Source organism: Bradyrhizobium sp. SZCCHNR1043, assembly GCF_032489675.1.
GTDB lineage: Bacteria > Pseudomonadota > Alphaproteobacteria > Rhizobiales > Xanthobacteraceae > Bradyrhizobium.
Genome location: NZ_JAUEYN010000006.1, coordinates 94,815 through 118,038 on the forward strand (window position 1 = coordinate 94,815; position 23,224 = coordinate 118,038).

21 protein-coding genes are annotated in these 23,224 nt (G+C 67.2%); 17 read left to right on the forward strand and 4 right to left on the reverse strand.

Annotation, left to right across the window (positions count from 1 at the left end; genetic code table 11):
- Window positions 1–53: 53 nt before the first annotated feature.
- Genes QX039_RS12085 through lpxK form a run of 6 tightly spaced genes read left to right on the forward strand, consistent with a single transcriptional unit; the run spans window position 54 to window position 5,622 of the window.
- Entirely contained in the window at window positions 54–1,442 is a 1,389-nt protein-coding gene (locus tag QX039_RS12085; RefSeq protein WP_315736567.1) for a TldD/PmbA family protein, read from the forward strand.
- A gap of 58 nt (window positions 1,443–1,500) precedes the next feature.
- A complete protein-coding gene (locus QX039_RS12090; protein WP_315737058.1) occupies window positions 1,501–2,247 on the forward strand; it encodes a 3'(2'),5'-bisphosphate nucleotidase CysQ in 747 nt (248 codons plus the stop codon).
- A 59-nt stretch (window positions 2,248–2,306) separates the two neighbouring features.
- Window positions 2,307–2,546 (forward strand): DUF4170 domain-containing protein, encoded by a 240-nt coding sequence (locus QX039_RS12095; protein WP_009031572.1) that lies wholly within the window; start codon window positions 2,307–2,309, stop codon window positions 2,544–2,546.
- A 17-nt stretch (window positions 2,547–2,563) separates the two neighbouring features.
- Window positions 2,564–3,304, forward strand: a complete 741-nt coding sequence (locus tag QX039_RS12100) for a lysophospholipid acyltransferase family protein (protein ID WP_315716682.1) — start codon at window positions 2,564–2,566, stop codon at window positions 3,302–3,304.
- Window positions 3,297–4,604, forward strand: coding sequence for a 3-deoxy-D-manno-octulosonic acid transferase (locus QX039_RS12105; protein WP_315736568.1), 1,308 nt, complete (start codon window positions 3,297–3,299; stop codon window positions 4,602–4,604). Before QX039_RS12100 ends, QX039_RS12105 begins: the two co-directional genes overlap by 8 nt.
- Complete coding sequence (gene lpxK / locus QX039_RS12110; RefSeq protein WP_315736569.1) at window positions 4,597–5,622, forward strand: tetraacyldisaccharide 4'-kinase; 1,026 nt, start codon at window positions 4,597–4,599, stop codon at window positions 5,620–5,622. The genes QX039_RS12105 and lpxK overlap by 8 nt, the downstream gene beginning before the upstream one ends.
- Here the strand turns inward: lpxK and QX039_RS12115 are convergent.
- Complete coding sequence (locus QX039_RS12115) at window positions 5,592–5,819, reverse strand: DUF2093 domain-containing protein (protein ID WP_315736570.1); 228 nt, start codon at window positions 5,817–5,819, stop codon at window positions 5,592–5,594. The two genes, lpxK and QX039_RS12115, sit on opposite strands and share 31 nt — an antisense overlap.
- Window positions 5,820–6,020: 201 nt before the next feature.
- On the opposite strand from QX039_RS12115, the gene QX039_RS12120 reads away from it, so the two are divergent.
- A complete protein-coding gene (locus QX039_RS12120) occupies window positions 6,021–6,851 on the forward strand; it encodes a dienelactone hydrolase family protein (RefSeq protein ID WP_315736571.1) in 831 nt (276 codons plus the stop codon).
- A gap of 7 nt (window positions 6,852–6,858) precedes the next feature.
- Here QX039_RS12120 and xseA read toward each other — a convergent pair whose 3' ends face one another.
- Window positions 6,859–8,475 carry an exodeoxyribonuclease VII large subunit gene (gene xseA / locus QX039_RS12125; protein ID WP_315771251.1) on the reverse strand — a complete coding sequence of 539 codons (1,617 nt, stop codon included), beginning with the start codon at window positions 8,473–8,475 and terminating at the stop codon, window positions 6,859–6,861.
- A 125-nt stretch (window positions 8,476–8,600) separates the two neighbouring features.
- Here xseA and QX039_RS12130 point away from each other — a divergent pair, with 125 nt between their 5' ends.
- The 8 genes from QX039_RS12130 to QX039_RS12165 all read left to right on the forward strand — a co-directional run bounded on the left by QX039_RS12130 (window position 8,601) and on the right by QX039_RS12165 (window position 17,727).
- Window positions 8,601–9,587 (forward strand): alpha/beta hydrolase, encoded by a 987-nt coding sequence (locus QX039_RS12130; protein ID WP_315771253.1) that lies wholly within the window; start codon window positions 8,601–8,603, stop codon window positions 9,585–9,587.
- A 13-nt stretch (window positions 9,588–9,600) separates the two neighbouring features.
- Complete coding sequence (locus QX039_RS12135) at window positions 9,601–10,149, forward strand: hypothetical protein (protein WP_315771255.1); 549 nt, start codon at window positions 9,601–9,603, stop codon at window positions 10,147–10,149.
- Window positions 10,150–10,153: 4 nt separating this feature from the next.
- Window positions 10,154–10,468 (forward strand): transcriptional regulator, encoded by a 315-nt coding sequence (locus tag QX039_RS12140; protein ID WP_315771257.1) that lies wholly within the window; start codon window positions 10,154–10,156, stop codon window positions 10,466–10,468.
- 69 nt (window positions 10,469–10,537) lie between these two features.
- Complete coding sequence (gene purD / locus QX039_RS12145; RefSeq protein ID WP_315771259.1) at window positions 10,538–11,821, forward strand: phosphoribosylamine--glycine ligase; 1,284 nt, start codon at window positions 10,538–10,540, stop codon at window positions 11,819–11,821.
- 116 nt (window positions 11,822–11,937) lie between these two features.
- Entirely contained in the window at window positions 11,938–15,159 is a 3,222-nt protein-coding gene (locus QX039_RS12150; RefSeq protein WP_315771261.1) for an AAA family ATPase, read from the forward strand.
- A 95-nt stretch (window positions 15,160–15,254) separates the two neighbouring features.
- Window positions 15,255–15,704, forward strand: coding sequence for a hypothetical protein (locus QX039_RS12155; protein ID WP_315736578.1), 450 nt, complete (start codon window positions 15,255–15,257; stop codon window positions 15,702–15,704).
- The gene (locus QX039_RS12160; protein WP_315771262.1) at window positions 15,701–16,417 is read left to right on the forward strand and encodes a class I SAM-dependent methyltransferase; all 717 of its coding nucleotides are present in this window, start codon (window positions 15,701–15,703) and stop codon (window positions 16,415–16,417) included. Before QX039_RS12155 ends, QX039_RS12160 begins: the two co-directional genes overlap by 4 nt.
- Window positions 16,417–17,727 (forward strand): cytochrome P450, encoded by a 1,311-nt coding sequence (locus tag QX039_RS12165; protein WP_315771263.1) that lies wholly within the window; start codon window positions 16,417–16,419, stop codon window positions 17,725–17,727. The genes QX039_RS12160 and QX039_RS12165 overlap by 1 nt, the downstream gene beginning before the upstream one ends.
- A gap of 12 nt (window positions 17,728–17,739) precedes the next feature.
- On the opposite strand, the gene QX039_RS12170 is transcribed toward QX039_RS12165, so the two are convergent.
- Window positions 17,740–18,186: a nucleoside deaminase gene (locus QX039_RS12170; protein WP_315771265.1), complete on the reverse strand. Its 447-nt coding sequence runs from the start codon at window positions 18,184–18,186 to the stop codon at window positions 17,740–17,742.
- Window positions 18,187–18,319: 133 nt separating this feature from the next.
- On the opposite strand from QX039_RS12170, the gene QX039_RS12175 reads away from it, so the two are divergent.
- On the forward strand, window positions 18,320–20,446 hold the full coding sequence (locus tag QX039_RS12175) for a pseudouridine synthase (RefSeq protein ID WP_315771267.1): 2,127 nt from the start codon (window positions 18,320–18,322) through the stop codon (window positions 20,444–20,446).
- A 9-nt stretch (window positions 20,447–20,455) separates the two neighbouring features.
- Window positions 20,456–21,007: a 16S rRNA (guanine(966)-N(2))-methyltransferase RsmD gene (rsmD, locus tag QX039_RS12180; protein WP_315771269.1), complete on the forward strand. Its 552-nt coding sequence runs from the start codon at window positions 20,456–20,458 to the stop codon at window positions 21,005–21,007.
- A 212-nt stretch (window positions 21,008–21,219) separates the two neighbouring features.
- Here the strand turns inward: rsmD and mutL are convergent, their stop codons facing one another.
- Window positions 21,220–23,064: a DNA mismatch repair endonuclease MutL gene (gene mutL / locus QX039_RS12185; RefSeq protein ID WP_315736584.1), complete on the reverse strand. Its 1,845-nt coding sequence runs from the start codon at window positions 23,062–23,064 to the stop codon at window positions 21,220–21,222.
- Window positions 23,065–23,224: the final 160 nt, after the last annotated feature.

The following is a 23,224-nucleotide window of genomic DNA, read 5'->3' on the forward strand; positions in this document are numbered from 1 at the left end:
CCTTTGGATTGAGCCGTCTTCGCCGCCCACCTGACATCGATCGGATCGTGTTCGTGACCTCTTCCTCAGCCTCATCGTCGACATCAGCCCAATCAGATCTGCTCGACCAGTCCGCCCTGCGAACGCTCGCCGAGCGGCTGGTGGAAGCCGCGAGGAAGGCCGGCGCCGATGCCGCCGACGCCATCGCGGTGCGCGGCATCTCGCAAGGCGTCGAGGTCCGTGACGGGCGCGTCGAGGAATCCGAGCGCTCGGAAGGCGACGATGTCGGCCTGCGCGTTCTCGTCGGCAAGCGCCAGGCGGTGGTGTCGACCAACGACGTCAGCGGGGACGGCGTGGCGCGGCTGGCCGAGCGGGCCGTGGCGATGGCGCGGGTGGCGCCTGACGACCAATATGTCGGCCTCGCCGATCCGGCGCTGCTGGCGCGCGACATTCCCGAGCTCGACCTGCTCGATCCGCAGATTCCCTCGACCGCAGAGCTGGAGCGCCGTGCCCAGGAGGCGGAGGCTGCCGCGCTCGGCGTGAAGGGCGTGACGAAGTCCGGTGGTGCGTCGGCCTCGACCGGCATCGGCGGCATGGTGCTGGTCACGAGCGACGGTTTTCACGGCGCCTATCTGCGCTCGAGCCAAAGCATCTCGACGACCGCCATTTCCGGCGAAGGCACCGGGATGGAGCGCGACTACGACTACACGGCGGCTCCGCACGGCGCCGACCTGCTGGCGCCCGCGGCCGTCGGGCGCAGCGCTGGCGAACGCGCGGTGGCGCGCGCCAATCCGCGCAAGGTTGCCACGTGCCAGGTGCCGGTCGTGTTCGATCCCCGCGTGTCCGGCTCGCTGGTCGGACATCTGGTCGGCGCCATCAATGGCGCCTCGATCGCGCGCAAGACCAGCTTCCTCAAGGACAAGCTCGGCGCGCAACTGTTCGCCAAGGGTATCCGCATCATCGATGATCCGCTGCGCAAGCGTGGGCTGCGGTCGCAGCCGTTCGACGCCGAGGGCGTGAAGGTGAAGCAGACCGCGCTGGTCGACGATGGCGTGCTGACGACGTGGCTGCTGGATTCGGGCACCGCGCGCGAGCTCGGCATGGTGACGACCGGCCACGCCCATCGCGGCGTGTCGTCGTCGCCTTCGCCCGGTCCGTTCAATCTGCATCTCGAAGCCGGCGTCGTGACAGCCAAGGAGCTGATCTCGGACATCAAGCAGGGCTTCTACGTCACCGACCTGATTGGCTCGGGCGTCAACGGCGTCACCGGGGACTACAGCCGTGGCGCGTCCGGCTTCTGGATCGAGAATGGCGAGATCGGCTATGCCGTGAGCGAGGTGACGATCGCCGGGCATCTGTTCGAGATCTTCAAGTCGATGACGCCTGCCAGCGATCTGGAATTCCGCTATGGCGTCAATGCGCCGACGGTGCGCATCGAAGGATTGACGCTTGGCGGACGGTGAGATCGAGAAACCGGACGAGACCAGCCTCGCGGCAGACGCCAGGCTCCTGAAGGAGGCGGTGCGCGAAGCCGGCGAGCTCGCACGTTCGATGTTCGGAACGGAGTTGCGCAAATGGACCAAGGGTGCGTCGTCGCCCGTCTCCGAAGCCGACATGGCGGTCAATGCGCTGCTTGAGCTCAGGCTGCGATCGGCAACGCCGGATTACGGTTGGCTGTCCGAAGAGAGCGCGGATGATCGGGCGAGACTCGGTCGGTCGCGGGTCTGGATCGTCGATCCGATCGATGGCACGCGGTCCTATCTCGGCGGCCGCAACGACTGGTGCGTGAGCGTCGCGCTGGTCGAGCACGGTGCGCCGATACTCGCCGCGGTGCATGTCCCGGTCAGCGAGGAGTTCTTCTTTGCCGCCCGCGGCAGCGGCACCACGTTGAACGACGAGCGGGTTCAGGCCTCGACCGGACGCGTGCTCGACTTCGCGCGGGTGGCCGGTCCAAAACCGTTGGTTGAGCGGTTGGCTCCGAGTTCTGCGCGGATTGAACTCCATCCGCGAATCGGATCATTGGCGCTGCGCCTGTGCCGTGTCGCGCATGGCGGGCTCGATGCCGCTTTTGCAGGCGGGCAAAGCCGCGATTGGGATCTTGCGGCGGCTCATTTGATCGTGCAGGAAGCGGGGGGTAAAATGACCGCGTTGTCCGGCGAGGCGATCCTCTATAATCGTCCGGAGGTGGTGCACGGGATGCTGGTGGCAGCGGGCCGCGACCGACATGCCGACATCGTCGCGCAGTATCGCAGGTTACCGCCGGACTGAACGCCCCTGGATCGCACCCTCCACGTCGCCTGCAAGGCGTTGACTAGGAAACAATACCGATGACAGATAGCGCCTCGCAGCAGCTCCTTCACCTCGTGATCGGCGGCGAGCTCATCAATCTCGACAAGAACGAATTCAAGGATCTCGACAAGGTCGATATCGTTGGCGTCTATCCGAACTACGCGGCGGCCCACGCCGCCTGGCGCGCCAAGGCGCAGATGACGGTCGACAACGCCCACATGCGCTATTTCATCGTTCACCTGCACCGGCTGCTCGATCCCGGTCAGGATGCGAAGTAAGACGCAAAGCTCGCGACTTGAAACACCTGATCCGCAATACGCTGCGTAGCGGCTGGTTCCAGCGCGCCGTCGGGTTCCTCGCGGCCGAGTACCTGCGCCTTGTGTGGCTGACCAATCGCTTCACCTATGAGCCGCCCGAGGTCTACGACATCGTCGAGCCGCAGATGCCGGCGATCTTCGCGTTCTGGCACGGCCAGCATCTGCTGACACCCTTCATCAAGAACAAGCCGAGCTATCGCGCCAAGGTGCTGATCTCCCGCCATCGCGACGGCGAGTTCAACGCGATCGCCGCCGAGCGGCTCGGCATCGGAACCATCCGCGGCTCCGGCGATCATGGCTCCTCCTTCCACCGGAAAGGCGGGGTGGGGGCGTTCAAGGAGATGGTGCGGGCGCTCGAAGACAATTATAATGTGGCATCGACCGCCGATGTGCCGAAGCGTGCGCGGATTGCGGGGCTGGGCATCATCATGCTCGCGCGCGAATCAGGACGTCCGATCATGCCGTTCGCAATGGTCACGAGCCGCTTCATCCGCCTGAAGAACTGGGACAGCACCACCATCAATTTGCCATTCGGCCGCGGCGCATTGGTGGGAATCAAGGAAATCAACGTGCCGCGCGATGCCGACGCCGCGATGATGGAAGAGGCGCGTCTCGACCTCGAGGCGACGCTGAACGAGTGCATGCGCCGCGCCTATGAGATCGTCGGCCGTCCCGAGGCCTGTCCTCCGCCGGTCGCGTCGGGAGCATCAAGTGCCTAGGCCGCTGCCGATGGCCCTGCGTGTCTACCGCGGGTTGTCCTCGGCGGCGGTGCCGCTTGCGCCGGCACTGATCAGACAGCGGCTCAAGCATGGCAAGGAGGATCCCGAGCGGACCGACGAGCGGCGCGGCCTGAGCCACGACACGCGCCCGCTGGGTCCGCTGGTTTGGATTCACGGTGCCAGCGTCGGCGAGGTGCTGGCGGCGGCGGCGCTGATCGAGCGGCTGCGTGAGCTCAACATCCGCATCCTCATCACGTCCGGCACCGTGACGTCGGCCGCCATCGTGGCCAAGCGCTTCCCGCCCGACGTGATCCACCAATACGTGCCCTATGACACGCCGCGCTTCGTGGAGCGCTTTCTCGATCATTGGCGTCCCTCGCTCGGGCTGTTCATCGAGTCGGACCTCTGGCCGAATCTCATCCTCGCCGGCGCCTCGCGGCGGGTGCCGATGGTGGTGATCAACGGCCGCATGTCGCCGCGCTCGTTCCCGCGCTGGCGCCGCATGTCCGGCACCATCTCCGCCCTGCTGGGACGCTTTGATCTCTTCCTGACGCAGTCGCAGGCGGACGCCGACCGGTTCTCCGCGCTCGGCGCGCGCACCGTCATCACCACCGGCAATCTCAAGCTCGACGTGCCGGCGCCGCCCGCCGATCCGGCGAAGCTCGATCGGCTCACGGCGATGACGCGCGGCCGTCCGGTCGTCGTCGCCGCCTCCACGCATCCCGGCGAGGACGAGATCCTGATCGCGGCCCACAAGGCCTTGTCGGCTACCTATCCGTCGCTGCTCACCGTGATCGTGCCGCGCCATCCGCATCGTGGCCCGGTCGTCGCCGAACTCGTCGCAAGCGCCGGCCTGCAGGGCGCCTTGCGTTCGCGCGAGGAACAGCCGCTCGCAGGCACCGACATCTACGTCGCCGACACGATGGGTGAGCTCGGCCTGTTCTACCGGCTGGCGCCGGTCGTGTTCATGGGCGGGTCGCTGGTCGAGCATGGCGGCCAGAATCCGATCGAGGCCGTCAAGCTCGGCGCGGCCATCGTGCACGGACCCCACGTGTTCAACTTCACCGACGTCTATGAGTCGCTGGACAAAGCCGGGGGAGCCAGGCTCGCCCACGATCAGGAGGCGCTGATCCGCCAACTCCGGCAGCTGCTCGCTGATCCCGCAGCCGGCAACAGCCTGGTTGCGGCAGGAACGCGCGTGGTCGATCAGCTCGGTGGCGCGCTGGAGCGGACGCTGTCGGCGCTGGAGCCGTATCTATTGCAGGTCAGGCTCGAAATGGGGGCAGCCGGCGATGCGTGAGCCGGCCTTCTGGCATCGGCCGCCGTCCTGGCAATCGCGTCTGCTGTTCCCGCTCTCGAAACTCTACGGCGCCGTTGCCGCACGCCGCATGGCGCAAGCCGGCGTCGATGCCGGCTTGCCGGTGATCTGCGTCGGCAATTTCCATGTCGGCGGAGCCGGCAAGACGCCGACCGTGCTGGCGCTGACCGATATGCTGCGTGACCTCGGCGAGCAGCCGGTGGTGCTGAGCCGTGGCTATGGTGGCCGGCTGCACGGGCCCGTTGTCGTCGATCCAGCTGTCCATGAGGCTGCCGATGTCGGCGACGAGCCGCTGATGATGGCGGCGTGGGTGCCGGTCGTCGTGGCGCGCAACCGCGCCGACGGCATCGGTCTCGTCAAGGCGCAGGGCGCCTCCGTCATTCTGATGGACGATGGCTTTCAGAATCCGTCGATCACCAAGGATCTCGCGTTGATCGTGATCGACGGTGCGCGCGGCCTCGGCAATTCCGAGGTGTTTCCCGCCGGCCCGTTGCGCGCGCCGCTGCCACCGCAGCTGGCGCGCACCGACGCGTTGGTCGTGATCGGCAGCGGCCGAGCCAGCGAGGCGGTCGCCTCACATGTGTTGGCGGCCGGCAAGCCGGTGTTTTCAGCCGCGTTGCAGCCCGATGCGCAGATCGTCGCGGCGTTGCAGGGCAGGCCGCTGCTGGCGTTCGCCGGGATCGGCGATCCCGCCCGATTCTTCCGCACCCTTCGCGGCGCCGGTCTCGACGTCAGGCGGGAGCGTGCCTTTCCGGATCACCACCCATTCACGACGGCCGACGTTGTAGCCCTTGCCAACGAAGCCAGGCGTGATGGATTTGCCATGGTGACCACGGAAAAAGATCTCGTGCGGTTCCGCGGCCACGAGGCCGCGCCCGATGTCATGGCATTCCCAGTGACACTGCAGTTCGGCGATCTCGCCGCGTTGCGCGCGCTGGTTGTGCAGCGGCTGTCAGCGAAGCGGAACGGTCAGCCGCTGGCCTTCAATGCGCCCGGATAGTGCCGCTGCAGCACGGCGCTCGGCAGGGCATAGGCTTCCTGCAGATCGACACTCCAATACTTCAGCTCGTCCAGCGGAATCCGCACATCGGTGACCGCGCAGCGCACATAGCTTCCCGGTGAGATCACGCGGAAATCGCCGTCCAGATACTGCACCTGCGCCTCGCCCTGGCCCGAGGGACCAAACTTGTTGAGCACGTCCGCGATCTCCAATTCCTTGACGTGAAGTCCCCCTACGCAGGCGCAGCGCGCACACGACAGGCCGAATTTCGATGATTTCCTAGCATAGATGGGGGGCCCTGTCCCCCCGCGCAAACCCACTGATTTGTGATGCTTCTGCTCGAAACTCCGTGCTAGCTAGGTTTCAATATCCGCCGCTTGTCCCGCCCGGCTGGTTTGATGCGCTCCCTCGTCGCCATCGTCGTCTCAATGCTCTGCGCCACGGCGTTTTCAGCCTTGGCTGAGCCATTGCCGGCGCCCGTCGCGGTCGAGATCCCCTCGGGAAGCTATGTGCTGCGCGCCCAGCTCTACCGGCCGAAGGGGGCCGGCCCATTTCCGGTCGTCGTCGCGCTGCACGGCTGCGGCGGGCTTTCCGGCCGCTCCGAGCCGGTGCTGCCGCGCTATCGCGACTGGGCCGAGGAACTGGTCAAGGACGGCAAGGCCGTCCTGCTGCCGGACAGCTACGGCTCGCGCGGATTGGGTCCGCAATGCCGCGTCAAGGAGCGTCGTATCAGCGGCCGGCGCGAGCGTGTCGCTGACATCGTGATCGCGCAGAAATGGCTGGCCGAGCAAGCCTGGGCGATGCCCGACCGGGTCAGCCTCGTCGGCTGGGCCAGCGGCGCGAGCGCGCTGTTGTGGGCGGTGCGCCCGCAATTGCCCGAGCATGTCTCGCCGGATTTTCGCTCGGCGGTGGCGTTCTATCCGGATTGCCGCGCCTCGTCCGGCCTCGGCTGGAGCACGCGCGTCCCGACATTGGTGCTGATCGGCGGCCTGGACGACGTCTATTCGCCGCCCGCGTGCCGGCAGATGATCGATGGCGCGCGCGGCCGCAGCGCGCTGACCCGCATCGTCATCTATCCCGGCGCCTATCACGATTTCGATCGCGTGAACCTGCCGCTGCATCAGGTCGCAGGGTCGGACGCCGGGGCGCCCGAGCGCGGTCATGTCGGCTCGGATCCCGAGGCGCGTGCCGATGCGCAGAAGCTCGTGGCCGATTGGCTCGCGCGCTGAGGACCACTCAGAACAGGCTGCCCTGATCGGCGGGATCGGGCGTGCGCTTCGGCGCCGAAGGCTTGCCCTCACGCGGGGCTTTTGGCGATGCTGGCGCCGCGGCTGGAAGCGGGCGGTCCGCGCCCGCCGTGGCCGCGACCTTGCCGTCCGCAAATTCGATCGAGAGTGCGGCGCCCGGACCGATGCTCGCGGCATGGTGCAACGGATGGCCGGCCTCGTCGCGCACCAGCGCAAATCCACGCGCCAGCACGCTGCGATAGGACAGCGCGGTGAGGAGCTTTTCGTTCTGTCCCACGCGGGCCGTCAGGCGCTGGAGCTGAGTCTGCAATGCGCGCCGAGCCCGCTCGGCAAGACGTTCGGTTCGGTCGCGCTCGCGACCGATGGCCTGGCGCTTGGCCTGCGCATAGGCCTGGCGCGAGGCCTTGAAGCGGGCGTCGAGCGCCTCGAATCGCTCGCGCCGCCGGTGCAGCTGGCCGCGCGACGACAGCGACAGCCGCTCGGACGAAGCGATGAGGCGATGGCGCGATTGCGCGATCTGCGCGTGCAGCACGCGCAGAGTGAGCTTGGCGCTCGCCGCTGCGAACTGGCGAAAGTGCACATGCGTGTTGGTCTTGAGCGCGCGCGGCAGGCTGGCGGCCGCCGTATCCAGCCGCTGCCTGGGAATGGCGAGCAGATCGCCGGCGCCGGGCAGGGCGCGCGCGGCGGCGCGCAGCTCGTTGCGGCGGCTCTCCTGGCCGCGCTGCCAGCAGACGCTGACACGGCGCGCGAGGCTTGCGACCTCCTGCATCAGCTCGCTGCGCACCGGCACCGCCATTTCCGCGGCTGCTGTCGGCGTCGGCGCACGTTTGTCGGCGGCGAAATCGATCAAGGTCACGTCGGTCTCGTGGCCGACCGCCGAGATCAGCGGGATCATGCTCTCGGCCGCGGCGCGGACCACGATCTCCTCGTTGAACGACCACAGGTCCTCCAGCGAGCCGCCGCCGCGCGCGACGATCAGCACGTCGGGCCGCGGGATCGGGCCATCCTGCGGCAAATCGTTGAAGCCGCGGATCGCGGCGGCAACCTGCTCGGCCGAGCCTTCGCCCTGCACCTTCACGGGCCAGACCAGCACGCGGCGAGGAAAGCGGTCCTCGAGCCGGTGCAGGATGTCGCGGATGACTGCCCCGGTCGGCGAGGTGACGACGCCGATCACCTCGGGCAGCCACGGCAGCAGTTGCTTGCGTGCGGGATCGAACAGTCCTTCGGCGCCGAGCTTCCGCTTGCGCTCCTCCATCAGCGCCATCAGCGCGCCGATCCCGGCCGGCTCCAGCGCCTCGATGACGATCTGGTACTTCGACGAATTCGGGTAGGTGGTGAGCTTGCCGGTGGCGATCACCTCGAGCCCTTCCTGGGGCTTGAAGCGCATGCGGCCATGCACGCCCTTCCAGATCACCGCTTCGATCTTGGCGCTCTCGTCCTTGAGCGCGAAATAGCAATGCCCCGAGGAATGCGGCCCGCGAAAGCCGGTGATCTCGCCGCGCACCCGGACATGGCCGAACTGGTCCTCGACCGTGCGCTTCAGCGCCGAGGACAGCTCGGTGACGGTGAATTCGGGCGCGTTGGGCAAGGCTTCCGCAGGCGGCATCGCTGTCTGATTCGGTTCGGGGAGCAGTTGCCAAGGTAGGGGCTTTCCGCGTCCGCCGCCAATCAAGCCGTTGCCTTTTCGATAGCTCTGTGTTATAGAGTACTCTATAGAAAATGGAGAGGGGTATGCGGGCAAGCATCAAGATCGTGCGTCAGCTCGTCGGTTGGAGCTTCGGCCTCGCCGGGGCCCTTGCCCTTCTTCTGGGCGGGATGATCGCGACGCCGTTGGTGCGCCCGCCCGAGCTGAAATCGATCTCGGAGACCGTCGGGCGTGTCGATCGGAGCACCATGCCGGCCCTACAGCGCTTCAGCGCCCGGGACGGCACGGAGCTCGCCTACCGCCACTATCCGGCGCGGGCGACGCCGACGGGCAAGGTTGCCGTCCTCGTGCACGGCTCCTCCGGCTCGAGCGTCGCCGTGCATGCGCTGGCGGATGGGCTCGCCGCCCGGGGCATCGACACGTTCGCGCCCGACATCCGCGGCCATGGCGGCTCAGGCACCCGCGGCGACATCGGCTATCTCGGCCAGCTCGAGGACGATTTGGCCGATCTCGTCGCAGAGGTCAGGAGGACCGCGCCGTCGCAGCCGATCGTGCTGCTCGGCCATTCGGCCGGCGGCGGCTTCGCGCTGCGCGCGGCCAGCGCGCCGACCCAGGACCTGTTCGCGCGCACCGTGCTGCTCGCGCCCTATCTCGGCTATGATGCGCCCACCAACCGGGAGAACTCGGGCGGTTGGGCCGGTCCCGACGTTCCGCGCATCCTCGCGCTCGGCGTGCTCGATCGCGTCGGCCTGAGATGCTGCGAGGCGCTGCCCGCGCTGGCCTTTGCTGTCAGGCCGAACTCGGAGAAGTTCGTGGCCTCGACCTACAGCTACCGGCTGTTCCGCAATTTCGCGACCCGTGGCTACAAGGCCGATCTCGCTGCGGCGAAGCACCCGGTGACCCTCATCGCCGGCGCCGATGACGAGCTGATGCTCGCCGACAAATATGCAGATGCGGTGCACGCCGTCGCGCCCGGCGTTGACGTGAAGCTGATCGCCGGCGTCAATCACATGGAGATCGTGTCGGCGCCGCAGGCGGTGAGCGCGATCGCCGATGACGTGGCGACGCGCTAGGGGTTCAAGCCGCATGATCGACAGCCTGGAAGCCGCGCGGGCGCTCAGCGATATCGAGGATGTCACGAAGCGCGTGCGGCAGTGGGAGATCTATCGGCTGTCGAGCCTGATGATGATCCTCTGGGGCGTCCTCGTCTTTGCCGGCAATCTCGTGACCTATCTGGCGCCTTACTACGCCGACAAGGCCTGGCTGTCGGTCTATGTCCTCGGTCTGGCCGGATCGGTGGTGTTGGGCGCGACGGAGAAGGCGCGTTCCGGCGTCCGCAGCTTCGATCTCCGGGCCCTGCTCGCCTTCGTCATGTTCTTTGCGTTCGGCTTCTTCGTCGAAGCGATCGGCCATTTCGGACCGCGCGAGATGGGCGCATTCTGGCCGGTCTATTTCATGCTGTTCTACGGTCTTGCCGGATTATGGTTCGGCGCGGCCTTCACGGTGTTCGGCCTGTGCGTCACCGCGTTGACCCTGGTCGGCTACCTCTTCATCGGCGCGGCTTTCCCGTTGTGGATGGCGTTCGTCAATGGCGGAGGCCTGGTTCTCGGCGGCTTGTGGATGCGGCGGGGCTGACGGTTTGGCGGAGCTCGACGAGATCATCCACCAGCCGCTGCGGCTGAAGATCATGGCGGCGCTGAATGCCCTGCCTGCCGGGGCCGGGCTGGAATTCGTCCGGCTGAAGAAGCTGACCGGCGCCACCGACGGTAATCTCGGCGCCCATATCGACACGCTGGCGCGCGCCGGCTACGCCGCCGTGGACAAGGCCTTCGTCGGCAAGAAGCCGCAGACCACGGTGACGGCGACCGCGGCCGGCCGGGCGGCGTTCGCCCGCCACGTCGCCAGCCTGCAGGAGATCATCGCCGGCGCCGCCGTCAAGCCGTCCGAGCCATGATTTGACTCTGTAGCGATGGCCGGGCAATTGGGGCGTCCAAATTGGCCCACCCCTGCGACGGCATCGACGATGAACATTCTGCTCCTTGGTTCCGGCGGTCGCGAGCACGCGCTCGCCTGGAAGATTGCCGGCTCGCCGCTGCTCACCAAGCTGTGGTGCGCGCCCGGCAATGCCGGGATCGCCAAGGAGGCCGAATGTGTCGCGCTCGACGTCGCCGATCATGTGGCGGTAATCGCCTTCTGCCGGGCGAACAAGGTGGATCTGGTGGTGGTCGGCCCCGAGACGCCGCTCGCCGCCGGCATCGTCGACGATCTCGAGGCTGCCGGCATCAAGGCGTTCGGCCCGTCCAGGCTCGCCGCCAAGCTCGAGGGCTCCAAGGGCTACACCAAGGATCTCTGCGCCGAATACGACATCCCGACCGGCGCCTACTGCCGCTTCGACAATGCCCCCGAGGCGCTCGCTTATGTCCGCGAGCACGGCGCTCCGATCGTCGTCAAGGCAGACGGGCTCGCGGCCGGCAAGGGGGTCGTCGTGGCCAAGACGGTTGCCGAGGCCGAGGACGCCATCAAGATGATGTTCGAGGGCGGCTTCGGCGTCGCGGGCGCCGAGGTCGTCATCGAGGAGTTTCTCGAAGGTCGGGAGGTGTCGTTCTTCGCGTTGTGCGACGGTGAGACCGCGATTCCGCTGGCCTCCGCCCAGGATCACAAGCGGGTGTTCGATCACGACCAGGGACCGAACACCGGCGGCATGGGGGCGTATTCGCCGACGCCGTTCGTCACGCAGGAGATTCATGACAGGATCATGAATCAGATTATTCAGCCGACCATCGCCGGAATGAATGCGCGTGGCACTCCGTTCAAGGGCATTCTCTATGCCGGCCTGATGCTGACCGCCCAGGGGCCGAAGCTGTTCGAATACAACGTGCGCTTCGGCGATCCGGAATGTCAGGTGCTGATGCTGCGGATGATGTCGGATCTCGTGCCCGCCATGCTGGCCGCCTGCGACGGACAGTTGAAGAATTTCGACCTGCGCTGGTTTCCCGACGCCGCCGTCACCGTGGTCATGGCCGCGAGTGGCTATCCCGGCGACTACGCCAAAGGCGGTGTCATCGAGGGGCTCGACGACGCCGCGCGGATCGAGGGCGTGGAGATCTTCCACGCCGGCACGGTGGCGAAGGACGGCGCCATTCTCGCCAATGGCGGGCGCGTCCTCAATGTCTGCGCGTCGGGAAAGAGCGTCACCGAGGCTCAGGCGCGGGCCTATCAGGCCGTCGACCGCATCAAATGGACCGACGGCTTCTGCCGGCGCGACATTGCCTGGCAGGCGGTGGCGCAGGAAAGCGCTCAGGGCTGAGCATCGTGATCGCCGCCTTCGGCCCCACAAGGCTATTTTTCCCGCGAGAATTGTGGCAGTTCCATAGACTCATGCCGTGATGGGATGAATCAGTTCCGCCGTGGAACGGAGGGGCCATGGAATGCGCGCGGTGCGGCAGGCAGAATCAGCCAGGGAGAGCCTCGTGCGACCGGTGCGGCGAGCCGCTCGGCCTCAGATGTGAGGCTTGCAACCAGACCAACAGCCCGTCGAATCGCTTCTGCGGCCAATGCGGTGCGCCGTTGCCCGGCCGGCCGGCTCCGCCCGACCAGGCGGCGCAGCGCGTCCTGAGGACGCTGAGCAGCAAGGGCGGAGAACGCAAGCGTCTCACCATCCTGTTCGCCGACATCCGCGATTCCACCCAGCTGATCGATAGCCTCGGCGATCCCGAGCTCGCGATGCAGCGGCTCGACCCGGTGCTCAACCTCATGAAGGAGGCGGTTCACCGCTACGACGGCGTCGTCAACAAGACGCAGGGCGACGGCGTCATGGCCCTGTTCGGAGCGCCGGTGCCGCATGAGGATCATGCGGTTCGCGGCTGCCTCGGCGCGCTGGCGATGCAGGACTCCATCGCGCGCCTCGCCGACCCGCATTTGCAGGTCCGGGTCGGACTGCACACCGGCGAGGTGATCGTCCAGGTCGTCGAGAACAGCATGTACCAGACCTACGACGCGGCCGGCGCCAACGTCCATCTGGCCAATCGTCTGGAGCACATGGCCGAGCCCGGGACCATCCTGATCAGCAAGGAAACCTACACCGGCGCCAGGCAGTTCGTCGAAGCCGAGCCGCTCGGCACCCACACGCTGCGCGGCATTGCCTCGCCGGTGTCGATCTACAAGCTGATCGGCCGCCTCAGTGCGCCAGCGAGCGACGTCTTCCGTAGCGGCCAGCGCCTGTTGCCGCTGATCGGGCGCAACGCTCAGCTCGCCGTGCTCGAACGCGAGCTCGACGACGTCCTGGCGGCGCGCGGCGCTGTCGTCGGCATTGTGGGTGAGGCCGGCATCGGCAAGAGCCGGCTGTGCTTCGAGTTCGCCGAGCACTGTCGCCGCCAGGGTATTCGCGTCTACGAGGCGCGCGTGCTGGCACATGGCCGCGCCACCCCGTTCCAGCCGGTGCTCGAATTGCTGCGCGACTTCTTCGGCATCCGGCCGAAGGAGCCGGTGGAGGTGTCGCGCCAGCGCGTGGTCGACCGGCTCGAAGCCATTGCCATGCCCGACACGGCGCTGGTTCTGCTCTTGGACTTCATGAACCTCGCCGATCCGTCACGTCCGGCGCTCCGGCTCGATCCCGGCGTGTTCAAGACCCGTCTCCTGAACGTGTTCAAGACGCTGTTCCGCGCCGCGCCGGCTGATGGCGCCATGGTGATCATGATCGAGGATCTGCATTGGATCGACGAGGCCAGCGAGGAGTTCGTCGAGGCGCTCGCGGAGGCCACGATCGGCACCAAGACGCTGCTGGTCGTGAACTACAGGCCGGGTTTCGCCGCCTCCTTCATGCAGCAGGTCCCATTTCACGAACTGCACATCGTCCCGCTGGCCTCCGAGGAGGCAAGCGAGCTGCTGCGCGGGGTGTTTGGTGACGATCCTTCGCTGGAGGTGCTGGCGCGCGACATCGTCGAGCGCGCTCAGGGCAATCCGTTCTTCCTCGAGGAATTGGCGAGCGCGGTCTCCGAGAGCGGCGGGTTCGAGGGTGAGCGCGGCGCCTATCGGCTGAAGGGCGGGATCGGCCCGATTCCTCTGCCGCCGACGGTGCATGCCGTGGTAGCGGCCCGCATCGACCGTCTGAGCGAGACCGCCAAGAGCGTCCTGGAAACAGCGGCTGTGATCGGCCGCTCGGTCGCGCTCGCCGTGCTCAAGCCGGTCGTCGGGCTCAGCGAGGCGGACCTGTTCGACGCGCTCGCACAACTGAGACATGCCGATCTTCTCTATGATCTGCCGCCGTTCGACATGGGCGTGCTCGCCTTCCGCCATCCGCTGATCCAGGAGGTGGCCTATGCCATGCAGCTGCGCTCGCGCCTGAGCGGCGTGCACGTGGCCGTGGCCAAGGCGATCGAGGCGCTGGATTGGGGCACGCAGGACGAGTTCGCCGCCCTGATCGCCTCGCATTACGAATTCGCCGGCCAGACCATGCAGGCCGTCGAGCATCTGCAGCGCGCGGCGCGCTGGATCGGCCGCACCAACACGGCGGAGGCGCTGCGGCTGTGGAAGAAGATCCGCTCCCTGCTGCAGGCGCTGCCGCAATCGGAGCGCGTCGACCGCCTGCGAGCGCTGGCCAGCGGCCAGATCCTGAACTTCGGCTGGCGCGAAGGCATCTCGGCCGAAGAAGTCAAGCCGTTTGCTGAGGAAGCGTTGAGATTTGCACGCTCCTCCGACAAGGCGCATGAGCCGTTGTTGATCGGCGCTTATGGACGCGTGCTCGCTTCGACGGGAGCGGCCGATGACTACGTCGACCTGGCGCAGAACGCCATCAAGCTGACCTCGGGCGAGGGGGATGTCGGCCGCTACGCGACCGTCAACGCCATGCTGGCGCAGGCATACACACATTCGGGACGGATGAACGAGGCGCTCTCGGCGGCCAATACGGCTATCGCTGCGATGGCAAGCCAAGCCGGCTTCGACAGTCACGTCACGCTTGGTTTGAACCCGAACCAGATTCTCGGCTTCGACGTCAGCTATTGGGTGAGATGCATCAGGGCGCGCGCAATGGCTCATCTCGGCCAAATCGAGGATGCTCGCAGCGAGCTTCTCGAACTGGTGCAGCAGCCTTCATCCGAGGTCGCACCGGTGCTTCAGTTCGTTCCGCACTTCAACCTGGTGGAGCTAGCATGGATCGTCGGAGACCAGGGTCTTGCGCGCGAGCACGCAAGGCGAGTTTCCGATCTCGCTGAAACATCCGGCATTCCCTACATCCGCGTGCTCACCTTGCTCTGTGCAAGCCTCGAACAGGCTTTGACTGGTCGATTCGCCGATGCGACGAATGAGATGGTTGGCGCGATCGAAGCCGCACGGGCCGCAAGAACCGGGCTCGAGCTTGAGGCGCGCATGGCTGCCATAAATGCCGATCTGCTTTACCGGAGTGAGGACTTCGATGCCGCTATCGAGGCCAGCAAACAGGCGATCCTTGTAGCCAAACGAAAGACGGATCGAGTCGCGGAGTGTTACGCGACGATCATCCTGGGCCTTGCTCTTGCCGGAGCCGGCAGGAACGAGCAGGCTGCGGGACTTCTCGAGCAGATACGACATTTGATGAATGTCTCCGGTGCGTTCTGTCTGCGTTCATTAGTTCAGAAACTGCAATTGCATCTTGAAGCAATGCAATGATGCATGCATTGTCGATTCGTTGAATTCCAGCTTTTTCAGATTTGGGGGTTACAATGGGGGTAATGATTAAAGACAGTACTACCCTTGATATTATCGTGCAGCTCAACAAACGGTTCGATGCTGATGCTTTGCCCGAAATGGTTGAGCTACAACGGGAGTTCGGGGTCTTCTCGCTGAAGCATGGTCTACAGCAGTCCTTTGCTTTGCTCGGAATCGTGCCTGCCGATTGGTCCGAGCGGCGGCGCTGGTACAAGTTTCTCGAGTTTCTCAAGACTTATCCGTCGGACCTCGCCAATGTTAACGGGCATGATCGAGTGATCCAGGCGTTCAAGGATGACCTCGAATCCGAAAAGCCGCTCCCCGTCTCGATCGTCTGTCATTCCGCGGCTGACGATCCGCGGGTGACTGTGTCCGAAGGTCGTCCGATCGTTTTTTCTCTCGACACGCACGTCATCATCTCGATTCCGACGACGCCCGGTCGTGAAGCACGCAAGCAGGCGGCTGAGACCGCCCGCACAAGGCGGGTCGAGAAACGCAAGAAATGACCGTGAGGGCGGGCAGCGTCGTCGGGGCCGATCATCTGTCGCTCGATGACATCTCCTCCGACGTCGACGCCTACTACACCGCATGCGTCGCGCGTCATGGCGCGACGCCGCGCGGAGTGGACTGGTCCTGCGAAGCGACGCAGGGCCTGCGCTTCGTGCAGCTAATGAAGCTATGCGATGCGTCGGCGCCGTTCAGCCTCAACGACATCGGCTGCGGCTATGGCGCGCTGGTGCCGTTTCTTGAATCGCGATTTGCGTCCTGTGAGATTGACTATCTCGGCATCGACCTGTCCCGCGCCATGATCAGCCGGGCGCGGCGCCGCTTCGCCGCCCCCTTGCGGCGCTTCGTCGTCGCTTCGGAGAGCCCGCGCATCGCCGACTATTCGGTCGCCTCCGGCATCATGAACGTCAATGTCGGCTATTCGCGCGACGCCTGGGAAGGCTACATCAAGGCCATGTTGCAGCGCATGTTCGCGACCAGCCGGCGCGGCTTTGCGGTCAATTTCATGCGAGCTGCCGCGGACGAGGAGCAGGACGGCGATCCCGCCAAGGCGCGCCTGTATCGCACGACGCCGGACGTTTGGGCCGCTTATTGCGAGCAGGAATTTGCAGCGGCAGTCGAGATCGCCGGCAACTATGGCATGAAGGAATTCACGATCCTGGTACGCCGGCCGCCTCACGCCGCTCAGCCGCAGGCGGGGCTCTCGCGCTGATGTCGGCAGCTCCGCCGCCTGCTTCGAAAGCCGGTCACAGCGCTGCCATCGACAGCGCGATCGACGTGCTGATCTCCTCGCAAGGTCACGCCAGTCCCGCGCGGCTCGAACGGGCCTGCGCGCTGCTCCGCAGACGGTCACCGCTGCATTGGGTGGAGCGTGAGGGCGTGCGCCCGTTCTGGGCCGTCATGCGCTACGCCGACATCGTTTCGATCGAGACACGGAGCAATGAGTTTGCCGCGGGCCCGCGCACTTATCTTGCCAGCGAGACCGCCGAGGCCGTGCTGCAGCGTGTCACCGGCAAGCCGCAACTCGTGCGCGGCCTGACCGAGATGGATCCGCCGGATCATGGCGTTTATCGCGGCATCATCCAGGGCGCCTTCGCGCCGCCGGCCTTGCGCGCGATGGAAACCTGGCTGGCACAATGGGCAGCCGAGATCGTCGACCGGGTTGCTGCGCACGGGGACGCATGCGATTTCGCTGTTGACGTGGCGCTGCCCTTCACCTTCCGGGTGATCGGCCGCATGCTGGGCACGCCGGAGGCCGACGATGCCCGGCTTGCGCGGCTGGCCCAGGCCTTCGTGGGCGCCGAGGATCCGAAGCGCCGTCTGGCCGAGTCGCCGGGCGATACGATGCGGACGGCCATGCTGGCGCTGCGCGATTATTTCGAAGCCGTCGTGGCCGATCGGCGCGCCCAGCCGCGCGACGATCTCGCCAGCCTGATTGCGCATGCCGCGCCGCATGGCGCAGCGATGCCGCATTACGAGCTGATCTCCTACTTCATCCTGCTGGTCACGGCGGGCCACGATACGACGGCGCTCGCATTGGCCGGCGGCCTGGCGGCGCTGCTTGCAGCGCCCGAGCAGATGGCGCGGCTGCGGGCCGAGCCCGAGCTGCTCGATCCGGCGATCGAGGAAATGCTGCGCTGGACCTCGCCGGTGCGGCACTTCATGCGCACCGCGGTCCGCGACACCGAGGTCGCGGGGCAGCGCATTCGCGAAGGCGATGCGCTGGCCTTGTTCTTCCATTCGGCGAACCGCGACGAGGCCGTGTTCGAGGATGCCGGCGCGTTCCGGATCGATCGCAGTCCGAACCCGCACATCGCCTTCGGCCGTGGCCCGCACATCTGCATGGGACTGCAGCTGGCGCGGATGCAGATGCGGGCGCTATTTGCGGAGCTGCTGCGCCGGACCGACCGGATCGAACTGGCCGGGCGGGTGCGCCGGGTGCGGTCGCCCTTCATGAGCGGCGTCTCCAGCCTCCCTGTTCGCATGAGCTTTCGCGCGCTGCGCAAGGAGGCGGCTGCATAGGCTGACCGAGCCTCATCGCCGCGCCTTGAAGAACTCCTTGAGCATCTGCGCCGCCTGTTGCTCGCCCACGGCCGAATAGACCTCCGGCGCGTGATGGCAGGTCGGCGCAGTGAAGAAGCGCACACCCGACTCGACCGCACCGCCCTTCGGATCGGCGGCCCCATAATACAGCCGTCGGATGCGCGCGAAGGAGATCGCGCCAGCGCACATCGTGCAGGGCTCGAGCGTGACGTAGAGGTCGCAATCGACCAGCCGCTCGCTGCCGACGACCTGGGCCGCCTGCCGCAGTGCCAGGATCTCGGCATGCGCGGTCGGGTCGCGGTCGGTCAAAGTGCGGTTGGCGGCGGTGGCGATCACCGCGTTGTTCCGCACCACGACGCAGCCGATCGGCACCTCGCCGGAAAGTGCGGCCGATTCGGCCGCTTTCAGCGCCAAATCCATGAAAGAAGGGCCGTTCATGGCTCGTCACGCCCGCCCAAGTCTGCTACTGGATCGCCCTTCAGCACAACCGGACCCCGATTTCCTGCGTGACATGCGCTGCTTCAGAAGCGCGCGGTTCACGCCTCGTCCTGCACCTCGAAGTGAGACCTTCATGCCCCGCACCACCGACAAAGACAACGATTCCCGCGGCCGCCGCGGCGGCGCCCCGCGGGGGCGGTCCGAGGGCGGCAAGGGACGCTCGGGCGCCGCACGCGGGCCGGAGAAGAAGTTCGCCAAGCGCGGCTTCGGCGACAAGGAAGCGGGTGGCCGGGGCAAGCGCGCCTTCGACGAGGGTCGTGCGCCGCGCCGCCGCGACGAGGGCGATGCGCCGCGCAAATCCTTTGGCGACAAGCCACGGTTCAACCGCGATGAGCGGCCGCGTGGCGATCGGCCCTATGCCGCTCGCCCGGCGAGGGACGGCGATGGCGAGAAGCGCGCCTTCAAGCCGCGGGGTGACCGGCCCAAATTCGATCGGGACGAGCGGGGCGGCGAGAAGCGTCCCTATACGCCGCGCACTGGTCGCGACGAGGCTCGTCCTGCCGGGCGATCGTCCGAGCGCAAGTTCGGCGAGCGCAAGCCCTACGCCGCGCGCGAGCGTGACGGTGACAAGCGGCCCTATACGCCGCGCGGCGAAGGCGCCCGCGATCGCAGCGACCGGCCGCGGGCGGAGCGCAGCTTTGGCGACCGTCCGTCGCGCAGCGGCGATCGGCCGGAGCGCAAGTTCGGCGGCGAAAGGAAGTTTTCCCGCGGTGCTGATGGCGATCGTGGCGAACGCAAGTTCGGGGCCGGACCGCGTGGTCCGCGCAAGGAATTTGGCGATCGTCCGGCCCGTGGCGAGAGCAAGCCGTGGCAGAAGCGCGGCGCGGAGGGAGATCGTCCGGAGCGCAGTGCGCGTCCGTCGCGAGAAGGCGGGCGCAGCTTTGACCGGCCGCGCACCGAGCGCAGCCGTGAGGATCGTCCCAAGTTCGACAAGCCGAAGTTCGACAGGCCGAAATTCGACAGGCCGAAATTCGATCGTCCGCGTGATCGCGGCGACGACCGCGGCTTCGACAAGCCGCGTCGCCGTCCTGAGGGCCGCACCGATTGGCAGGAGCATCCGCGCAGCGAAAGCCGCGGCGGCGAAGGCTTCTCCGAGCGGCCGCGCCGCGACAACGAGGACGACAGCAAGGTCTTCGCCAAGCGCCCGGCGTTTGGCGGCCGCGGCGCCTATCGCGAGCGCAAGCCGGAGACGGACAAGCGCATCCCCCGCGTCGCGGCCGAGCCGGCCGCGCCGAAGAAGGCGGGCGAGCGCATCGCCAAGGTGCTGGCGCGCGCAGGGCTGGCCTCGCGGCGCGACGCCGAGGAGATGGTCACGCAGGGCCGCGTGACGGTGAATGGCCGCATCATCAACTCGCCGGCGCTCGACGTCACCGAGAATGACGTGATCCAGGTCGACGGCGCGCCGCTGCCGGAGCGCGAGCGCACGCGGCTGTTCCTCTATCATAAGCCGCGCGGGCTGATGACGACGCACAGCGACCCGGAGGGGCGACCGACGGTATTCGACAATCTGCCCGAGGGCCTGCCGCGGCTGATCTCGATCGGCCGGCTCGACTTCAACACCGAGGGCCTGCTGCTGCTCACGAATGACGGCGGGCTCGCGCGCGTGCTCGAATTGCCGGACACCGGCTGGACGCGGCGCTATCGCGTTCGCGCCCATGGCGAGATCACGCAGGCGCAGCTCGATCAGCTCGCCGCAGGCGTCGAGGTCGACGGCGTCAAATACGGACCGATCGAAGCCACGCTCGAACGCGACCAGGGTGCGAACGTCTGGCTCGTGGTTGCGATCCGCGAGGGCAAGAACCGCGAGGTGCGCAACGTGCTCGCTCATCTCGGCCTCGAGGTGAACCGCCTGATCCGCGTCTCCTACGGCCCATTCCAGCTTTTGGAGCTGCCCGAGGGCGAGGTGCAGGAGGTCAAGACGCGGGTGCTGCGCGAGCAGCTCGGCGAGAAGGTGATCGCGCAGTCGGGCGCCGATCTCGGTCCGGCCGGCAAGGGCAATCGCGAGCCGCTGCCGGATCCGAAGCCCAAGCCGAAGCGCGAGGTGGTCGCCGACCGCAAGGGCCGCCGCGTGCTGGTGCAGCGCACCGGCAGCGACGAGGCGCGTGCGCGCAATGAGAACGAGGCGGCCGGCTATGGCCCGCCACGGCGGCCGAAGCGCGGCTATCACGGCAAGCGCGATATCACGCCGCAGGACGAGTAGGGCGTTGCGATGCGTGTCGTCGGTGGACGGCTGAGAGGCCGCAACATCGCTTCGCCTGCGTCGCGCGAGATTCGGCCGACGCAGGATCGGCTGCGCGAGGCGCTGTTCAACATCCTCGTCCACGCCTACGACGATCCGATCGCCGGCGAGCGCGTGCTCGACCTGTTTGCCGGCACCGGCGCGCTCGGCATCGAGGCTGTCTCGCGCGGCGCGGCGTTCACGCTGTTCGTCGACAACGGCGCCGAGGCAAGGGCGCTGCTGCGCAACAATGTCGAGGCGCTCGGCCTCGGCGGTGTCACCAAGGTCTACCGCCGCGATGCCACCGATCTCGGTCCTGCGCATCCGGTCGAGCCGTTCTCGCTGGTGTTCCTCGACCCGCCCTATGGCAAGGGCCTGGCGGAGAAGGCGCTGGCCTCGTTGCGCGACGGCGGCTGGCTGACGCCATCGGCGCTGCTGGTCGTCGAGGAAGCCAAGGCCGCGTTCAAGGTGCCTGAAGGCTTCACCGAACTCGAACGCCGCGCCTATGACGACACCGAGTTCGTATTTTTGCGCAGCGCGTGATCCTTGCTCACTGTCGCCCGTACGAACGCAGGGGCCCATAACCACAGGATCGGGTTGGGACGCGCGACGCTCGCGACGGCGTACTCGCACGCCACTTCTGCTGCGGCGTATGGGTCCCGGGTCTGCGCCGCCGGACAACGCTGCGCGTTGCCGGTGGCTTGCCCGGGACGACAGCCAGTTTGTCGCTCTCGTCGTGCTCCAATTCGTGGCCGCTATCTCCTCCCGAACAGCTTCTCGACGTCGGCGAGCTTGAGCTCGACGTAGGTCGGGCGGCCGTGGTTGCATTGGCCGGAGTTGGGCGTGTCCTCCATCTCGCGGAGCAGCGCGTTCATTTCCTCCGGCTTGAGGCGACGGCCGGCGCGGACGGAGCCGTGGCAGGCCATGGTGGCGGCGACGTGCATCAGGCGGCGCTCGAGCGGCAGCGCCTCGCCCCATTCCTCCATATGCTCGGCGAGATCGCGCAGCAGCGCGGATGCATTGATCTTGCCGAGCAGCGACGGGGTCTCGCGCACGGCAACGGCGCCGGGGCCGAAGGATTCAATCGCGAGCCCGAATGAGGCGAGCTCATCGGAGCGCGCGAGCAGCGCCTCGACGGTCGCCTCATCCAGCTCGACGATGTCGGGGATCAGCAGGATCTGCCGCTGCACGCCATGCGCGGCGAGCGAGGCCTTCAATCGCTCATAGACGATGCGCTCATGCGCGGCGTGCTGGTCGACGATGACGAGGCCGTCGCGGGTCTGCGCCACGATGTAGGTGTCGTGGATCTGCGTACGCGCGGCGCCGAGCGGGCGGTCGAGCAGGTCGGGCGCGGCCGGCTGCTCGTGCAGCCGCAGATCGGCGCGCGGCGTGCCGACGTCGAATGCGGACTGCGTCGACTCGGCGAGACCAAATGATGTGGCAGCGGGCGAAGGCGCGGCCGATGGGAACGAGCCGCCGAAGTGCGGCATCACGGGCGCCGACGGCGAGCGTTGCCAATCCCAATTGGCAGGCCGCGGCTGCGGCGTGAACGCCGGGCGGAACGCGGCGATGGTCGCGCCACCGTCATTGGCTGCGGTGCGGCGGCCCTCGCGGGCGAGGCCTTCCTTCAGCGCGTGAATGATCAGCGCGCGCACGAGGCCGGCATTGCGGAAGCGCACCTCGGTCTTGGCCGGATGGACGTTGGCGTCGACCTCGCGCGGGTCGAGCGTCACGAACAGCGCCACCACGGGATGGCGGTCGCGCGGCAGATAGTCGGCATAGGCAGCACGCACCGCGCCGAGAATCAGCTTGTCGCGTACCGGGCGGCCGTTGACGAACAGATACTGCCCGAGCGCATTGGCCCGCGTCAGCGCCGGCGCCGCGGCGAAGCCTTCGATCATCACATGATCGCGCTCACTGCGCACGGCGATCGCATGGCTACGGAAGTCGGCGCCGAGAATGTCGCCAAGCCGCGTCAGCTGGCCCGGCGCGCCGGGCAGCGCGGCCGCCCAGGTCACCGGCGCGCGCTCCTCGCCGGCCAGCGTAAACGCAATATCGGGCCGCGCCATCGCCAGCCGCCGCACCACCTCGCGGATCGCCTCGGCCTCGGTGCGGTCGGTCTTGAGGAACTTCAGCCGGGCCGGCGTGGCGTGGAACAGATCGGCGACCTCGACGCGGGTGCCCTGGTTGAGCGCGGCCGGCACGATCGGAGACTTGTCGCCGCAGTCGACCGCGAGCGCCCAGGCATGCGGCTCGCTCTTGTGCCGCGTCGTGATCGACAGCCGCGCCACCGAGCCGATCGAGGGCAGCGCCTCGCCGCGGAACCCGAGCGTGCGGATCTGCAGCAGGTCCTCGTCGTCGAGCTTCGAGGTCGCATGGCGCTCGACCGCGAGCGCAAGATCGGCCGCCGTCATGCCGCCACCGTCGTCGGTGATCGCGATCTTTCGCCGGCCGCCGCCATCGGTGAAGATGTCGATGCGGCTCGCGCCGGCATCGATCGCATTCTCGACCAGCTCCTTGACCACGCTCGCCGGCCGCTCGACCACCTCGCCGGCGGCGATGCGGTTGACGATCTGTTCGGGAAGCTGGCGGACGGGCATGGTGCGGCTCGGAACGTTGATGCGACGCCGCTGTCGCGGCGCCACTCGTGTTGCCGGGAGAATAGCGTTTTTCACGCAGTGCGGCAGACGAATGCGGCGTTCTCCAACGGGATTGTGAGGCGGGCGGGGCCAGTATATCGTTTCGCAAAAATAACGATCA

Excerpts from the sequence above, each read along its gene's own strand:
- QX039_RS12095 (WP_009031572.1), top strand. The coding sequence starts at position 2,307 with ATGACAGATAGCGCCTCGCAGCAGCTCCTTCACCTCGTGATCGGCGGC.
- lpxK (WP_315736569.1), top strand. The coding sequence starts at position 4,597 with ATGCGTGAGCCGGCCTTCTGGCATCGGCCGCCGTCCTGGCAATCGCGT.
- QX039_RS12120 (WP_315736571.1), top strand. The coding sequence starts at position 6,021 with ATGCGCTCCCTCGTCGCCATCGTCGTCTCAATGCTCTGCGCCACGGCG.
- xseA (WP_315771251.1), bottom strand. The coding sequence starts at position 8,475 with ATGCCGCCTGCGGAAGCCTTGCCCAACGCGCCCGAATTCACCGTCACC.
- QX039_RS12130 (WP_315771253.1), top strand. The coding sequence starts at position 8,601 with ATGCGGGCAAGCATCAAGATCGTGCGTCAGCTCGTCGGTTGGAGCTTC.
- QX039_RS12135 (WP_315771255.1), top strand. The coding sequence starts at position 9,601 with ATGATCGACAGCCTGGAAGCCGCGCGGGCGCTCAGCGATATCGAGGAT.
- purD (WP_315771259.1), top strand. The coding sequence starts at position 10,538 with ATGAACATTCTGCTCCTTGGTTCCGGCGGTCGCGAGCACGCGCTCGCC.
- QX039_RS12150 (WP_315771261.1), top strand. The coding sequence starts at position 11,938 with ATGGAATGCGCGCGGTGCGGCAGGCAGAATCAGCCAGGGAGAGCCTCG.
- QX039_RS12160 (WP_315771262.1), top strand. The coding sequence starts at position 15,701 with ATGACCGTGAGGGCGGGCAGCGTCGTCGGGGCCGATCATCTGTCGCTC.
- QX039_RS12165 (WP_315771263.1), top strand. The coding sequence starts at position 16,417 with ATGTCGGCAGCTCCGCCGCCTGCTTCGAAAGCCGGTCACAGCGCTGCC.
- QX039_RS12170 (WP_315771265.1), bottom strand. The coding sequence starts at position 18,186 with ATGAACGGCCCTTCTTTCATGGATTTGGCGCTGAAAGCGGCCGAATCG.
- QX039_RS12175 (WP_315771267.1), top strand. The coding sequence starts at position 18,320 with ATGCCCCGCACCACCGACAAAGACAACGATTCCCGCGGCCGCCGCGGC.
- rsmD (WP_315771269.1), top strand. The coding sequence starts at position 20,456 with ATGCGTGTCGTCGGTGGACGGCTGAGAGGCCGCAACATCGCTTCGCCT.
- mutL (WP_315736584.1), bottom strand. The coding sequence starts at position 23,064 with ATGCCCGTCCGCCAGCTTCCCGAACAGATCGTCAACCGCATCGCCGCC.